At 71.0% G+C, this 15,499-nt stretch carries 13 protein-coding genes; 7 read left to right on the plus strand and 6 right to left on the minus strand.

Annotation, left to right across the window (positions count from 1 at the left end):
* Positions 1–78: 78 nt before the first annotated feature.
* On the minus strand, positions 79–936 hold the full coding sequence (locus ACIRVK_RS06865; RefSeq protein ID WP_404244570.1) for a serine hydrolase: 858 nt from the start codon (positions 934–936) through the stop codon (positions 79–81).
* Between the two features lie 205 nt (positions 937–1,141).
* On the opposite strand from ACIRVK_RS06865, the gene ACIRVK_RS06870 reads away from it, so the two are divergent.
* The 3 genes from ACIRVK_RS06870 to ACIRVK_RS06880 all read left to right on the plus strand — a co-directional run bounded on the left by ACIRVK_RS06870 (position 1,142) and on the right by ACIRVK_RS06880 (position 4,193).
* On the plus strand, positions 1,142–3,385 hold the full coding sequence (locus ACIRVK_RS06870) for an ArnT family glycosyltransferase (protein ID WP_404244360.1): 2,244 nt from the start codon (positions 1,142–1,144) through the stop codon (positions 3,383–3,385).
* Between the two features lie 146 nt (positions 3,386–3,531).
* Positions 3,532–3,774 (plus strand): type II toxin-antitoxin system VapB family antitoxin, encoded by a 243-nt coding sequence (locus tag ACIRVK_RS06875; RefSeq protein ID WP_404244361.1) that lies wholly within the window; start codon positions 3,532–3,534, stop codon positions 3,772–3,774.
* On the plus strand, positions 3,774–4,193 hold the full coding sequence (locus tag ACIRVK_RS06880) for a PIN domain nuclease (RefSeq protein ID WP_404244362.1): 420 nt from the start codon (positions 3,774–3,776) through the stop codon (positions 4,191–4,193). Before ACIRVK_RS06875 ends, ACIRVK_RS06880 begins: the two co-directional genes overlap by 1 nt.
* 18 nt (positions 4,194–4,211) lie before the next feature.
* On the opposite strand, the gene ACIRVK_RS06885 is transcribed toward ACIRVK_RS06880, so the two are convergent.
* Positions 4,212–5,894, minus strand: a complete 1,683-nt coding sequence (locus ACIRVK_RS06885) for a thiamine pyrophosphate-binding protein (RefSeq protein WP_404244363.1) — start codon at positions 5,892–5,894, stop codon at positions 4,212–4,214.
* Positions 5,891–6,859 (minus strand): agmatinase, encoded by a 969-nt coding sequence (gene speB / locus ACIRVK_RS06890; protein WP_404244364.1) that lies wholly within the window; start codon positions 6,857–6,859, stop codon positions 5,891–5,893. The genes ACIRVK_RS06885 and speB overlap by 4 nt, the downstream gene beginning before the upstream one ends.
* Before the next feature lie 439 nt (positions 6,860–7,298).
* Here speB and ACIRVK_RS06895 point away from each other — a divergent pair, with 439 nt between their 5' ends.
* Positions 7,299–8,087 carry a phosphatase gene (locus ACIRVK_RS06895; RefSeq protein WP_404244365.1) on the plus strand — a complete coding sequence of 263 codons (789 nt, stop codon included), beginning with the start codon at positions 7,299–7,301 and terminating at the stop codon, positions 8,085–8,087.
* A gap of 9 nt (positions 8,088–8,096) precedes the next feature.
* Here ACIRVK_RS06895 and ACIRVK_RS06900 read toward each other — a convergent pair whose 3' ends face one another.
* From ACIRVK_RS06900 to ACIRVK_RS06910, 3 genes are all read right to left on the minus strand, one after another.
* Positions 8,097–8,963, minus strand: a complete 867-nt coding sequence (locus ACIRVK_RS06900; RefSeq protein ID WP_404244366.1) for an acyl-CoA thioesterase — start codon at positions 8,961–8,963, stop codon at positions 8,097–8,099.
* A 35-nt stretch (positions 8,964–8,998) separates the two neighbouring features.
* Complete coding sequence (locus ACIRVK_RS06905; RefSeq protein ID WP_404244367.1) at positions 8,999–10,156, minus strand: acyl-CoA dehydrogenase family protein; 1,158 nt, start codon at positions 10,154–10,156, stop codon at positions 8,999–9,001.
* A gap of 171 nt (positions 10,157–10,327) precedes the next feature.
* Positions 10,328–10,924, minus strand: coding sequence for a TetR/AcrR family transcriptional regulator (locus ACIRVK_RS06910; RefSeq protein ID WP_404244368.1), 597 nt, complete (start codon positions 10,922–10,924; stop codon positions 10,328–10,330).
* 96 nt (positions 10,925–11,020) lie between these two features.
* Here ACIRVK_RS06910 and ACIRVK_RS06915 point away from each other — a divergent pair, with 96 nt between their 5' ends.
* Genes ACIRVK_RS06915 through ACIRVK_RS06925 form a run of 3 tightly spaced genes read left to right on the plus strand, consistent with a single transcriptional unit; the run spans position 11,021 to position 15,494 of the window.
* Complete coding sequence (locus ACIRVK_RS06915; RefSeq protein WP_404244369.1) at positions 11,021–12,637, plus strand: carboxyl transferase domain-containing protein; 1,617 nt, start codon at positions 11,021–11,023, stop codon at positions 12,635–12,637.
* Positions 12,638–12,651: 14 nt separating this feature from the next.
* On the plus strand, positions 12,652–14,565 hold the full coding sequence (locus tag ACIRVK_RS06920) for an acetyl/propionyl/methylcrotonyl-CoA carboxylase subunit alpha (RefSeq protein WP_404244370.1): 1,914 nt from the start codon (positions 12,652–12,654) through the stop codon (positions 14,563–14,565).
* On the plus strand, positions 14,562–15,494 hold the full coding sequence (locus tag ACIRVK_RS06925; protein ID WP_404244371.1) for a hydroxymethylglutaryl-CoA lyase: 933 nt from the start codon (positions 14,562–14,564) through the stop codon (positions 15,492–15,494). The genes ACIRVK_RS06920 and ACIRVK_RS06925 overlap by 4 nt, the downstream gene beginning before the upstream one ends.
* Positions 15,495–15,499: the final 5 nt, after the last annotated feature.

Genomic DNA, 15,499 nt, shown 5'->3' on the forward strand with positions numbered 1-15,499 from the left:
CCGGAAGGCACCAACGTCAGGAGCAGCGGATTTCATCCCTCCGCAACAAAACGGCCTCCGCCCCGGTTCCCGGGGCGGTCAGCTCGCCGCGAGGTCCCGGTGGATGACCTTGGCGACGCCCTGGATGGTCGAGATGCCGTAGTTCATGGTGCTGTCGTCCCAGGTGAGCACGGTCATCATGTAGTCGTGTCCGCCGCCGGTGAAGGTGCCGACGCTGTGCACCCGCCAGCCGTGCGTGGAGCGCTGCAGCCACCCGTTCTTGACGTGCCAGGCGACGCCCGAGGGGGCGCCGTACGGCGTGCCCCAGCGCTGCGAGGGGATGACCTGGCTCATCAGCTTGAGGATGTACGCGCGGGAGTTGTCACTCAGGACCGCGTTGCCCGCGGTGATCAGCTTGAGCAGTTTCTGCTCGTCGGTGACGTTGATCTGGGTCAGGCCCCAGTAGCCGTTCGCGCCGGGGACGGTCCTCGTCATGCCGGCGGCGCTCAGGAAGCCCTTGATCTTCGTCAGGCCCAGCTGCTTCCACAGCTTGCTGGTCGCGGCGTTGTCCGACCGGGTGATCATGGCCTTCGCCAACGAGGCCTCGGTGTCGGTCAGATACCGGTTGTGCTTCTTCGCGTCCCACAGCAGCGTGGCGAGGACGGCGACCTTGACGACGCTGGCGGAGTCGTAGGAGTTGGTGGCCCGCAGCGAGCAAGTGGTGTTGGTGGAGCGGTCGTAGAGGCCGACGGCGACCGTGCCCCTGCGGCCGCTGAGGGCGCCGGTGATGTCCCTCTGCAGCTTGCCGGCGAGGCCCGCCTTCGCGGACGTACAGCTGACGGTGGGCGTCGCGGCGGCGGCGGGCGCGGCGGCCGCGACGGTGGGTATGAGCACGCCGAGCCCGAGGGCTCCCGTGGCGAGCGCTCTGGCGCGTCTGGTGGATGTGCCTTGAGTCATGCCCCAGTTGACGCACGGGTTCGCCTGAATGGTTGTACGCATCTGCGTCATGGTCGTACGCATCTGCGACCGCGTGGGCAATGACTGACAATCCGTTACCCCCCTTCACAACTCACCACCCCCCTCACCACTCCCCCTGCCGATTCACAGCCAGAAGCAAGCTCCAGCACAGCCCGCACCAACTCCCCCTCCGCACGATGCGCTGGTGACCTCTGCGACCGATCCACGCCCCCACTCCCACCGCCACGTCCAGCACGTGTCCGCCGACTGGCCGCCGCCCTCCCCTCCCGCGACCCCGCCAGAGGGGGCACCGCGCTGGTCGCTGCCGGCCCTGCTCGCGATCCTGGTCCTGGCGGCGGTCCTGTACGTCTGGAACCTCTCCGGCTCCAGCATGAACACCTTCTACAGCGGCGCCGTCTGGGCCGGCACGCAGAGCTGGAAGGCCTGGTTCTTCGGCTCGTTGGACCCGGGCAACTTCCTGACGGTCGACAAGCCCCCGTTCGCGCTCATGGTCATGGGCCTGTCGTGCCGCGTCTTCGGCTTCGGCACCTGGCAGATGATGGCGCCGATGATCATGGTGGCCCTCGCCACGATCTGGATCCTGCACTCCTCCGTGAAGCGGGTGTGGGGCCACGGCGCGGCGGCCGTCGCAGCGCTGGTGCTGGCGCTGACCCCGATCACGGTCGCCATCAACCGGGACAACAATCCCGACACGCTCCTCGTCTTCCTCATGGTCGCGGGCGCGGCGCTGGCCCTGCGCGCCACCCGTGACGACAGGCTGCTGCCGCTGCTGGGCTCGGCCGCCTGCTTCGGACTGGCCTTCAACACCAAGCTGCTGGCGGGCTGGATCGCCCTCCCGGCCGTCTTCGCGCTCTACCTCTACGCCGCGCGGGCCCCCTGGGTGAAGCGGATCGTCAACCTGCTGCTCGCCGCGGTGGTCCTCGCCGTCTCCAGCTTCTGGTGGGCCGTCGCCGTGTCCCTGGTCCCGGCCTCCGACCGCCCCTACATCGGCGGCTCGACGGACGGTTCCGCGTGGAACCTGATCATGGGCTACGACGGTCTCGGCCGCGTCTTCGGCGGCGAGGGCAACGGTGGTGGCGGCCGGGGCGGAGGAGGCGGCGGCTTCTCCGGCTCGGCGGGCCTGGGCCGGATGTTCAACGACATCCTGGGCGGCCAGATCTCCTGGCTGCTGCCCTTCTCCGCGATCGCCCTGATCGGCGGCCTGGTGCTGTGCGGACGCGCCCGGCGCACCGACCTCAGGCGCATGGCGCTGGTCCTGTGGGGCGGCTGGACCGTCCTCCACTACGTCATCTTCGCGACCGCGCAGGGCACCATGCACCCGTACTACACGACCGCGCTCGCCCCGGGCATCGCGGCGCTGTGCGGCGGCGGTGGCGTGATGCTGTGGCGCGCCTTCCGCGAGGACCGGCGGTGGGCGTGGGTGCTGCCGCTCGCCTTCGGCGGGACCGGCATCTGGGCGATCGTCCTGCTGCGCCGGGCCTCCGGCTGGAACCCCTGGCTGTGGCCCACGGTCGGCGTCCTGACGGCGGCCGGCATCGTGGGCATGCTGGTCCTGCGCTCCGGCACCCGGACCCGACTACTGACCGCCTCCCTCGCGGCAGCGGCGATCGCGGCCCTCGCGGGCCCGACGGCATACGCAGCGTCGGAACCCTTCGGCAACAGCACCGGCGGCGGCATGGGCGGCGCGAACCCGACAGCCGGCCCTTCGACGGGCAACGGCTTCGGCGGCCCGGGCGGCAACCGGGGCGGCTTCCCGGGCGGGGTCCGGCAGGGTGGCCAGGCGAACGGCGAGTTGCCGGGCGGCGGCAACGGCCAGATGACGCCGGGCGGCGGCAACGGTGAGCTGCCGCAGGGCGGCGGTGCTCCGAGCGGCGCCCCGAACGGGGCACTCCCGGGCGGCGCCCAGGGCGGCGGCGCGAGTGGTTCCACGCCGGGCGGCACCGGCGGGAGCGGCTTTGCGGCCGGCGGGCAGCGCGGCGACTTCTCGCGCGGCCGCATGGGCGGCTTCGGTGGCGGTATGGGCGGCGCGAGCAGCGAGCTGATCGCATACCTGAAGAAGCACCAGGACGGCGCCAAATGGCTGCTCGCGGTGTCCAACTCGCAGGGCGCGGCACAGATCGAGCTCAGCGCGAAGGAACCGGTCATCTCCATGTGGGGCTTCACCGGCTCCGACAGCGCGATGACGGTGGCCAAGCTGAAGGAACTGGTGAGGAAGGGCGAGCTGCACTACATCCAGATCGGCAGCGGCGGCATGGGCGGCCCCGGCGGCGGCAACACCCTCAGCACCGAGGTGTCCACCTGGGTGAAGCAGCACGGCACGGCGGTGAAGGAGAGCTCGTACAGCAAGAGTTCGACATCGACGTCACCATCGACGTCGGGCACCAACTCCTCGTCGCTCTACCGCCTGGACCCGTCGGACGTCGGCTGACGCACACCGACACGATCACAGCACAACGGCCCCCGACCGCGCGCCGCACGCTCGGGGGCCGTTTCCGCTTCCCCGAAACGACATCTACTGTGAACAAAAAGAGGTATCATTTCACGGTCAGGTCGAGCAGCGGAGGAACCGTCCACATGGCCAGAACAGTCATTGACCTCGATGAGGACATGGTCGCCGAGGCCATGCGTATTTTCGGGACCAAAACGAAGGCCAAAGCCGTCCGTCTCGCCATGGAGGACGCTGTGAAGAGACACCTGCGGCAGGAAGGCTTCGACGCCATGGACGCCGGCGAGTTCGACTTCGGTGAGATCGTCGAGAACACCGGTCCCCGCAACGCCGATGGCTCCCTGAAGCATGCCGGAGGCCGAGCCGCCTGATGCAGGACCGCTACCTGATCGACAAGTCCGCCCTCGCCCGCTGGACGAAGCCGAGCGTCAAGGAGGTGCTCAAGCCCCTGCACGAGCGCTACCTCCTCGCCGTATGCCCGCCAACCGAATACGAGATGATCCACTCAGCCCGGGACAGTTCAGAAGCGACGCGGATCAGCACGTGGCTGCACGCCTTCGACTACCTCCGCATTGACGACGTCGTCTTCACCCGCGCTCTCGAGGTCCAACGCCACGCTCTCAACGCGGGCTGCCACCGCGCCCTGTCCCTCCCCGACCTGCTGATCGCCGCCACAGCGGAACGGCACCGGCGGACGGTCCTCCACTACGACGGCGACTTCGACATGATCGCGGCCCTGACAGGACAACCTGCCGAATGGGTCGTACCGCCCGGCACCGCCGACCGGTGAGCCGACCGCCCATCTGTCCTACAGATGCGTCGCCGCGAACATCCGCAGCACAGCCGGGAGCACGACCACCGACGGCCCCGGTGCCGCCAACGCCTTCGCCAGGTCCCCCTCCAGCGCCCCCGGCGTCGTCCGCACCCCCGGCACCCCGAACGACTCCGCCAGCGCCACGTAGTCCGGGCGGGTCAGTTCCGTCGCCGTGGTCTCGCCGAAGGCGTCCGTCATGTACTCGCGGAGGATGCCGTAGCCGCCGTCGTCGACGATCAGCCAGGTGACGTTCAGGTCGTACTGGCGGGCCGTCGCCAGTTCCGCGACGGAGTAGAGCGCGCCGCCGTCGCCCGAGACGGCCAGGACCGGGCGGGTCGGGTCGGCCACCGCCGCGCCGAGGGCCGCCGGGAAGCCGTAGCCGAGGCCGCCGGCGCCCTGGGCGGAGTGCATGCGGCCCGGGCCCTTGGGGTCGAAGGCCGACCAGGCCCAGTACGCGAGGATCGTCATGTCCCAGAAGGACGGGGAGTCGGCGGGCAGCGCCCTGCGGACCGACGCCAACACGTCCTGTTCCAGGGTGAGTTCCTGGGAGGCGATGCGGTCGGCGACCTTCGCCAGGACCGTGCGGACCCGCTCGGGGGCTCCGGTGTCCGATCGCGGGGTCACCGTCTCCAGCAGCGCCTGCAACGCCGGTCGTGCGTCCGCGTGGATGCCCAGCGCCGGGTGATTGGACTCCAGTTTGCCGAGGTCGGCCTCGATCTGGACCAGCCGGCCCCGGGGCCTGAACGTGTGGTAGTTGGAGGAGAGTTCGCCGAGGCCCGAGCCGACCACCAGCAGGACGTCCGCGTCCTCCAGGAAGTCCGTGGTGTGCCGGTCCTCGATCCAGGACTGGAGGGACAGGGGGTGCGTCCACGGGAACGCCCCCTTGCCGCCGGCCGTCGTGACGACGGGCGCCTGCAGCGTCTCCGCCAGTTGCCTGAGCTTGCCCGACGCGTCCGCCCGTACCACTCCCCCGCCCGCGATGATCGCCGGGCGTTGCGCACGGGACAGCAAGTCGGCCGCTACCGCCGTGAGTTCGGGGCGCGGCGGCAGTTCCTCCGGGAAGGCGTCGCCGCCCGTCACCACGGGGATCAGGGTCGGGGCCAGCAGGACGTCCTGCGGGATCTCCACCCACACCGGGCCGTGCGGAGCGGACAGCGCCGACTTCCAGGCCGCCGCGATCGCGGACGGGATCTGGGACTGGGTGCGGACGGTGTGGACCGACTTCACCACGCCCCTGAACGACGCCGCCTGGTCCGGGAGTTCGTGGAGGTAGCCGTGCCGGCCGCCGCCCAGCCCCGCCGTCGGGATCTGGCTGCTGATCGCCAGCACCGGGGCCGAGGCCGCCGCCGCCTCCTGCAGCGCGGCCAGAGACGTCAGGGCTCCCGGGCCCGTCGACAGGAGCAGCGGCGCCGCCTCGCCCGTGATCCGGCCGTACGCGTCCGCCGCGAACCCCGCGTTGTTCTCCACCCGCAGGCCGACGTACCGCAGGTCGGAGCGGCGCAGCGCGTCGAACATGCCGAGCGCGTGCTGGCCGGGCAGCCCGAAGACCGTCGTCGCGCCGAGTCCGGCGAGTGTCTCCACGACCAGGTCTCCGCCGTTGCGGCCGGGAGGAGGGTTCAGAGCGGCGGAGATCTGCGCCGGCGTCGGGCGCAGATCCAGGTCGTGGTCGTGGGTCACTTCGCGCGGGCCTCGGCAATCTGGCGGGTCATGATGGTGGTCAGTTCGTACGCGGTGTGGGACGCGGCCACCGACGTGATCTCCGCGTGGTCGTACGCGGGGGCCACCTCGACGACGTCCGCCGAGACCAGGTTGCACCCCGCCAGACCCCGCAGGATCTCCAGCAGCTCCCTCGACGTCATGCCGCCCGCCTCGGGCGTGCCGGTGCCGGGCGCGTGCGCCGGGTCCAGGCAGTCGATGTCGATGGAGATGTACAGGGGGCGGTCCCCGATGCGGCCGCGCAACTGGTCGGCCACCTCGTCCACGCCGCGCCGCATGACGTCCGCCGACGTCACGATGCCGAAGCCCATCTTCTCGTCGTCCGTGAGGTCCTGCTTGCCGTACAGCGGCCCGCGGATACCGACGTGGGAGAGCGCGGAGGTGTCCAGGATGCCCTCCTCCACCGCCCGCCGGAACGGCGTCCCGTGCGTGTACTCGGCGCCGAAGTACGTGTCCCAGGTGTCGAGATGGGCGTCGAAGTGGAGCAGGGCGACCGGGCCGTGCTTCCTCGCGACGGACCTGAGCAGCGGCAGCGCGATGGTGTGGTCGCCGCCGAGGGTCATCAAGCGCGCGCCGGTGCCGAGGAGTTCGTCGGCGGCGGCCTCGATGGTCTCGACGGCCTCGTTGATGTTGAAGGGGTTGACGGCGATGTCCCCGCCGTCGGCGACCTGGGCGAGGGCGAAGGGGGAGGCGTCCTGCGCCGGGTTGTACGGCCGCAGCAGCCGGGACGCCTCGCGGATCGCGTTGCCGCCGAAGCGGGCGCCCGGCCGGTACGAGACGCCCGAGTCGAACGGCACGCCGACCACGGCGACATCGGTCCGGCCGACCTCGTCGAGGCGGGGCAGCCGGGCGAAGGTGGCGGGTCCGGCGTACCGGGGGATCCGGGAGGAGTCGACGGGGCCACGGGGTGTCTCGTTACTGCTCATGGGGTAATGCCTTCTTTCCTGCGCTTCATCGCGCGTTGCATCTGCACACGACTCTACTGGGACCCCGGGCCGGTTCGAATAAAAGTTCGACATCTCGGCGGTCGCGTCGACTGCATCCGCCCGCATCCGCAAACAGCCGGCCCCTGTGACACTAGGCAGACGGAAAGCGGCCGGGAATTATACGTTTCGTACAGCACGGCGCGACAGGATGAAGGAAACGTCCACCACGCCTGGCACACCCAGGGGTGACTGAATCACCGCTGAGCGCCATTCGGCACCTCGCCGGCCTGGAATCCCTCCATTTCGAAAGAGAGGGAGGATGTCAAAGGGCGCACACCTCGGATAGGTACGACGGCTCACCGACCCTGAGTACGTGACGCACGTCCCAGCGCGCGGGACACCAGGGACCGGCACAGGTCGCTGCCCCACAATGGGGAGCATGCCGATACCCGGGACTCCCAGCCGCGCCGAGCTCGTCGACCACCTCGTACGGACCCGTATCGCGGGCGAGGTCGCGACCCCGCGCGAGAACAATCTCAGCCACTACCGGAAGCTGGCGAACGGCGACCGTCACTACTGGCTCGGACTGGAACTGGGCGACCGCTGGAGCGACGAGCAGGACGTGCTCGCGGTGATGGCCGAGCGGGTCGGCGTGAACGACGACCCCGAGTACCGGTACGGCCAGGACACCATCGACCCCGAGTTGACCGTCGCCGCGCTGGAGCGGCTGGCGGGGCGGCTGCGCAAGGCGGCCGAGGGGCAGCAGCGGGTGCTGTTCGCCACCGGCCACCCGGGCGGCCTGCTCGACGTGCACCACGCCACGGCCGCCGCCCTGCGCACCGCCGGCTGCGAGATCGTCGTCATCCCGGAGGGGCTGCAGACGGACGAGGGGTACGTGATGCAGTTCGCGGACGTGGCGGTGCTGGAGCACGGTGCCTCGCTGTGGCACACGCACTCGCCGGAGCCGATGAAGGCGATCCTCACCGCGCTGGAGCGCGAGGGCCGTCCGCTGCCCGACCTGGTGGTCGCCGACCACGGCTGGGCGGGGTACGCCGGACAGCACGGGGTCGACTCGGTCGGCTACGCCGACTCCAACGACCCCGCCCTCTTCCTCGGCGAGTCGGAGGGGACCCTCCAGGTCACGGTCCCCCTCGACGACCACGTGGTCAGCCCCCGGCACTACGACCCGATGACCGCCTACCTGCTGGCGGAGGCGGGACTCGCCTAGGGAGCGTCCTCACCGGGGAACCCGGACCACGCCCTCCTGGATCACCGAGATCGCCAGCCGTCCGTCCTGCGTGTAGATGCGGGCCTGGCCGAGGCCCCGGCCGCCGTACGACGACGAGGACTCCTGGTCGTACAGGAGCCACTCGTCGGCGCGGAAGGGGCGGTGGAACCACATGGCGTGGTCCAGCGAGGCGCCGACCACGTCACCCACCGCCCAGCCGCCCCGGCCGTGCGCGAGCAGGACCGAGTCGAGCAGGGTCATGTCGGAGACGTAGGTGGCGAGGACGACGTGCAGCAGCGGGTCGTCGTCGAGCTTGCCGTTGGTGCGGAACCAGACCTGGGAGTGCGGCTCGCGCGGCTCGCCGAACTTCCCGTACGGCGGCTCGTCGGCGTACCGCAGGTCGATGGCCTCGCGTGCCTCGAGGAACCTCTCCACCACGGCCGGGTCGAGGTGGTCGTAGCCGCGCAGCCGCTCCTGCGAGGTGGGCAGGGTGACCGGGTCGGGCGCGGGCGGCATCGGGGCCTGGTGGTCGAGGCCGTCCTCGTACGCCTGGAAGGACGCCGACAGGGAGAAGATCGGGCGACCGTGCTGGACGGCGACCACCCGGCGGGTGGTGAAGGAGCGTCCGTCGCGGATGCGCTCGACGGTGTAGACGATGGGCGCGCCCGGGTCGCCGGGGCGCAGGAAGTACGCGTGCAGGGAGTGGGCGGGCCGGTCCGCGGGGACCGTGCGCCCGGCGGCGACCAGCGCCTGGGCCGCCACCTGTCCGCCGAAGACGCGCGGGACGACGGCGGACCGGGACTGGCCGCGGAAGATGTCCTCCTCGATCTGCTCGAGGTCGAGCAGATCGAGGAGGTCCTGAAGTGCCTCGTTCATGGCACCTTTTCTACTGGCCGGTAATTGCGGGAGCCTTACAGGCCCATGTCCTTCGCGATGATCGTCTTCATGATCTCGCTGGTGCCGCCGTAGATGCGGTTGACGCGGTTGTCCGCGTACAGGCGGGCGATCGGGTACTCGTTCATGAAGCCGTAGCCGCCGTGCAGCTGGAGGCAGCGGTCGATGACGCGGTGGGCGACCTCGGTGCAGAACAGCTTGGCGCTGGCGGCCTCGGCGGGGGTCAGCTCACCCGCGTCGAGGGCGTCGAGGGCGCGGTCGGCGACCGCCTCGGCGGCGTCCACCTCGGCCTGGCAGGCGGCCAGCTCGAACTTGGTGTTCTGGAAGGAGGCGACCGGCTTGCCGAAGACGGTGCGCTCCTGGACGTAACTCTTGGCGAACCGGACGGCGGCCTTGGCCTGCGCGTAGGCGCCGAAGGCGATGCCCCAGCGCTCGGAGGCCAGGTTGTGGCCGAGGTAGTAGAAGCCCTTGTTCTCCTCGCCGAGCAGGTCCTCGACCGGGACCTTGACGTCGACGAACGCCAGCTCGGCGGTGTCGGACGTCTTCAGGCCGAGCTTGTCGAGCTTGCGGCCGATGGAGTAACCCTCGGACTTGGTGTCCACCGCGAACAGGGAGATGCCGAAGCGGCGGTCCTCGGCGGTCGGCGCGGAGGTGCGGGCGCAGACGATCACGCGGTCGGCGTGCACGCCACCGGTGATGAAGGTCTTGGCGCCGTTGAGGACGTAGTGCGTGCCGTCCTCGGAGAGCTTGGCGGTGGTCTTCATGCCCGCGAGGTCGGAGCCGGTGCCCGGCTCGGTCATCGCCAGCGCCCACATCTCCTCGCCGGTGACGAACTTCGGCAGGTAGCGCTTCTTCTGCTCGTCGGTGGCGAGCATCTTGATGTAGGGCAGGCCGAGCAGCACATGCACGCCGGAGCCGCCGAACTGCACGCCCGCGCGCGCGGTCTCCTCGTACATCACGGCCTCGAACTTGTACGAGTCGATGCCGGCGCCGCCGTACTCCTCGTCGACGCGGATGCCGAAGACGCCGAGCTCGGCGAGCTTGTAGTAGAAGTCGCGCGGCGCCTGGCCGGCCGCGAACCACTCGTCGTAGACCGGGACGACCTCGGCCTCGATGAAGGCCCGGAGGGTCTCCCGGAACGCCTCGTGATCCTCGTTGAACACCGTACGGCGCACGCCGCCACCGCCCTTCTCTGCGCCTGAACCGGCGCCGCTCTCGCGTACGTGGTTGCTCGCCGTCGGGGTTCCCCAATCAATGGTTGCGACCCACATGGCTAAGCGCTTGCTCAGAAACAACCGTACCGGCGAGTACGAATGGCGTCCAGAGGCCTCCAGCCGTAACGCTCGTCACTCCGCCGCGGCCGCCGCGAAGGCGCCCCTCGCCATCCGGTGCAGCAGCTCCGCGGTCACGCCCCGGCCCGGGAGGGCGCCCGCGCGGCCCAGGTGCGGGGTGGAGTTGAGGAGCCCGAAGACCGAGTGCACGGCGGAACGGGCGGCCGGTTCCGCGAGGTCCGGGTAGACCTCGCGGAGCACCTCCACCCACAGCTCCACGTACTGCCGCTGGAGCTGGCGCACCAGCTTGCGGTCACTGTCCCGGAGGCGGTCCAGCTCACGGTCGTGCAGGGTGATCAGGGGACGGTCGTCGAGCGCGAAGTCGATGTGCCCCTCGATGAGCGAGTCGAGGACCGCCTCCGAGGCCACACCGCCGGCCTCCTGCAGCCGCCGCTTGGCGCCCGTCAGGAGCTGCCCGCTGATGCCGACCAGCAGCTCGGCGAGCATCGCGTCCTTGCCGGCGAAGTGGCGGTACAGACCGGGGCCGCTGATGCCGACGGCGGCGCCTATCTCGTCGACGCCGACCCCGTGGAAACCGCGCTCGGCGAACAGCCGCGCGGCCTCCTTGAGGATCTGCTCGCGGCGGGTGGGGGCGTCGGTTCTGGTGGCCATGGAGGCAATTCTAGACAGCGAGGTTAGCGGTCGTTAACCTGGAGGAAATGGTTAACGCTCATTAACAGGCGATCACTGGGTGAGGGGACCGCAAGGATGCACGAGGCACCGGAGCTCCACAGCGCGGCCGACCCCGCGTCGGAGGCCTGGCGGGCCAACGAGGAGGCGCACCGCGCGCTCGCCGAGGAGCTGCGCGGCAAGCTGGCCGCGGCCCGGCTCGGCGGCGGCGAGAAGGCGCGGGCCAGGCACACCGCGCGCGGCAAGCTGCTGCCGCGCGACCGCGTGGACACACTCCTCGACCCGGGCTCGCCGTTCCTGGAGCTGGCGCCGCTGGCCGCGGACGGGATGTACGACGGGGCGGCCCCGGCGGCCGGTGTGATCGCCGGGATCGGGCGGGTGAGCGGGCGCGAGTGCGTGATCGTCGCCAACGACGCGACCGTCAAGGGCGGCACGTACTACCCGATGACGGTGAAGAAGCACCTGCGCGCCCAGGAGGTGGCGCTGGAGAACCGGCTGCCGTGCGTGTACCTGGTCGACTCCGGCGGCGCGTTCCTGCCGATGCAGGACGAGGTCTTCCCGGACCGTGAGCACTTCGGGCGGATCTTCTACAACCAGGCGCGGATGTCGGGGGCCGGGATCCCGCAGGTCGCGGCGGTCCTCGGCTCGTGCACGGCGGGCGGGGCGTACGTGCCGGCGATGAGCGACGAGGCCGTGATCGTCCGCAACCAGGGGACCATCTTCCTGGGCGGCCCGCCCCTGGTGAAGGCGGCCACCGGTGAGGTCGTCACGGCCGAGGAGCTGGGCGGCGGCGAGGTCCACTCCCGGATCTCCGGCGTGACCGACCATCTGGCCGAGGACGACGCGCACGCGCTGCGGATCGTCCGGAACATCGTCTCGACGCTCCCCGCGCGCGGGCCCCTGCCCTGGGAGGTCGTGCCGTCCGTCGAGCCCAAGGTCGACCCGTACGGTCTCTACGGCGCCGTTCCGGTGGATCCCCGCACCCCCTATGACGTCCGCGAGATCATCGCGCGCGTGGTCGACGGCTCCCGTTTCTCGGAGTTCAAGGCGGAGTTCGGGCAGACCCTGGTCACCGGGTTCGCCCGGATCCACGGCCACCCGGTCGGCATCGTCGCCAACAACGGGATCCTGTTCTCCGAGTCCGCCCAGAAGGGCGCCCACTTCATCGAGCTGTGCGACCAGCGCGGGATCCCGCTGCTGTTCCTGCAGAACATCTCCGGCTTCATGGTCGGCAGGGACTACGAGGCGGGCGGCATCGCCAAGCACGGCGCCAAGATGGTGACGGCCGTGGCGTGCACGCGCGTGCCGAAGCTGACGGTCGTGGTCGGCGGTTCGTACGGCGCGGGCAACTACTCGATGTGCGGCCGCGCCTACTCCCCCCGCTTCCTGTGGATGTGGCCCGGCGCCAAGATCTCCGTCATGGGCGGCGAGCAGGCCGCCTCCGTCCTCGCGACCGTCAAGCGGGACCAGTTGGAGGGCCGCGGCGAGGACTGGGCCGCGGACGAGGAAGAGGCGTTCAAGGCGCCGATCCGGCAGCAGTACGAGCGCCAGGGCAACGCCTACTACGCCACCGCCCGCCTCTGGGACGACGGCGTGATCGACCCGCTGGAGACCCGGCAGGTGCTGGGCCTCGCCCTGACCGCCTGTGCCAATGCGCCCCTGGGTGAGCCCCAGTTCGGCGTCTTCCGGATGTGAGGGGACCGAAGACGATGTTCGACACAGTCCTTGTGGCCAACCGGGGCGAGATCGCCGTCCGGGTGATCCGCACGCTCCGCTCGCTGGGTGTGCGCTCGGTGGCCGTCTTCTCGGACGCGGACGCCGACGCACGGCACGTGCGCGAGGCCGACACGGCGGTGCGGCTCGGTCCGGCACCGGCGGCCGAGAGCTATCTGTCCGTCGAGCGGCTGCTGGAGGCCGCCGCCCGCACCGGCGCCCAGGCCGTCCACCCCGGCTACGGCTTCCTCGCAGAGAACGCGGCCTTCGCACGCGCCTGCGCCGACGCGGGGCTTGTCTTCATCGGGCCGCCCGCCGAGGCCATCGCCCTCATGGGTGACAAGATCCGCGCCAAGGAGACCGTGAAGGCGGCCGGAGTACCGGTCGTGCCCGGCGGACGCGACCCCGAACTGGCCGAGGCAGCCCGGGAGTTGGGCCCGCCCGTGCTGCTCAAGCCGTCGGCCGGCGGGGGCGGCAAGGGCATGCGCCTGGTGCGGGACCTGTCCGTGCTGGAGGAGGAGATCGCCGCCGCCCGCCGGGAGGCCCGCGCCTCCTTCGGTGACGACACTTTGCTCGTGGAGCGGTGGGTGGACCGGCCACGGCACATCGAGATCCAGGTGCTGGCGGACGGCCACGGGAACGTCATCCACCTCGGCGAGCGCGAGTGCTCGCTGCAGCGCCGGCACCAGAAGGTCGTCGAGGAGGCGCCGAGTGTGCTGCTCGACGAGGAGACCCGGGCCGCGATGGGCGAGGCGGCGGTACAGGCGGCCCGCTCCTGCGGCTACCGGGGCGCGGGCACGGTGGAGTTCATCGTGCCGGGCGTCGACCCGTCGTCGTACTACTTCATGGAGATGAACACCCGGCTCCAGGTGGAGCACCCCGTCACCGAACTCGTCACCGGGCTCGACCTGGTGGAGTGGCAGCTGCGGGTGGCGGCGGGCGAACGACTGCCGTACGAGCAGGGCGACATCACGCTGACCGGGCACGCGATCGAGGCCCGCCTGTGCGCCGAGGACCCCGCGCGCGGGTTCCTCCCCTCCGGGGGCACGGTGCTGAAGCTGGCCGAACCCCAGGGCGACGGCGTGCGCACGGACTCGGGGCTCAGTGAGGGCACGGAGGTCGGTTCGCTGTACGACCCGATGCTGTCCAAGGTGATCGCGTACGGGCCGGACCGGGAGACGGCGATCAGGAAGCTGAGGGCCGCCCTCGCGGACACGGTGACGCTCGGCGTGCAGACCAACGCCGGGTTCCTGCGGCGGCTGCTCGCCCATCCGGCGGTCGTGGCGGGCGAGCTGGACACCGGGCTGGTGGAGCGGGAGGTGGACGCCCTCGTCCCCACCGAGGTGCCGGAGGAGGTGTACGAGGCCGCGGCCGCCGTACGCCTGGAGGCACTGAAGCCGCCCGCGGAGGGCTGGACCGACCCCTTCTCGGTACCGAGCGGCTGGCGGCTCGGCGGAACCCCCCGGCCCGTCGCCTTCCACCTGCGCGTCCAGGACCCCGTCGCCTACGCACCGCGCGGCACCCACACGGTCACCGACGACACCGTCCACGTCACCCTCGACGGCGTCCGGCACACCTTCCACCGGGCCGGCGAGTGGCTCGGCCGGGACGGCGACGCCTGGCAGGTGCGGAACCACGACCCGGTCGCCGCGTCCCTCACCCGCGCGGCGCACGCGGGGGCCGACTCGCTGACCGCGCCGATGCCCGGCACGGTGACCGTGGTGAAGGTGGCCGTCGGGGACGAGGTCACCGCGGGCCAGAGCCTGCTGGTGGTCGAGGCGATGAAGATGGAGCACGTCGTCTCCGCGCCGCACGCCGGCACCGTCGCCGAACTGGACGTCACGCCGGGCACGACGGTCGCCATGGACCAGGTGCTCGCCGTCATCACCCCGGCAGAGGAGGACCAGTGACACTCCCCATGGCCGTACCGGCCCCGGAGCTCCCCCCGCGCCTGCGCATCCACGAGGTGGGCGCCCGCGACGGACTGCAGAACGAGAAGGCGACGGTACCGACGGAGGTGAAGGCGGAGTTCGTCCGCCGACTCGCCGACGCGGGACTGACGACGATCGAGGCGACCAGTTTCGTCCACCCGAAGTGGGTGCCCCAGCTCGCGGACGCGGAGCAGTTGTTCCCGCTGGTCTCCGAGCTGGCGGTGGACCTCCCGGTGCTGGTGCCCAACCAGCGGGGTCTCGACCGTGCCCTCGCGCTCGGCGCCCGCCGGGTCGCCGTGTTCGCCAGCGCCACCGAGTCCTTCGCCAAGGCGAACCTCAACCGCACGGTGGACGAGTCGCTGGCCGTGTTCGACCCGGTCGTACGGCACGCCAAGGACGCCGGGGCGCACGTCCGCGGCTACGTCTCCATGTGCTTCGGCGACCCCTGGGAGGGCGCGGTCCCGCTCCACCAGGTCGCCAGGGTCTGCAAGGCGCTCATGGACATGGGCTGCGACGAGCTGAGCCTCGGCGACACCATCGGCGTGGCGACGCCGGGCCATGTGAGCGCGCTGCTGTCCCTGCTCAACGAGGAGGGCGTGCCGACGAACGTGATCGGTGTGCACTTCCACGACACCTACGGCCAGGCCCTCGCCAACACCCTGGCCGCCCTCCAGCACGGTGTCACCACGGTCGACGCCTCCGCCGGCGGCCTGGGCGGCTGCCCGTTCGCCAGGTCCGCCACCGGCAACCTCGCCACCGAGGACCTCGTGTGGATGCTGCGGGGCCTCGGCATCGACACCGGAGTCGACCTCGGCCGTCTCGTCGCCACCAGCGTGTGGATGGCCGACCGACTGGGCCGACCCAGCCCGTCCCGCACCGTCCGAGCCCTCTCCCACCAGGAGCAGTGATCACC

The sequence above is a fragment of the Streptomyces sp. NPDC101152 genome (genome assembly GCF_044768275.1).
Classification (GTDB): Bacteria; Actinomycetota; Actinomycetes; order Streptomycetales; family Streptomycetaceae; genus Streptomyces.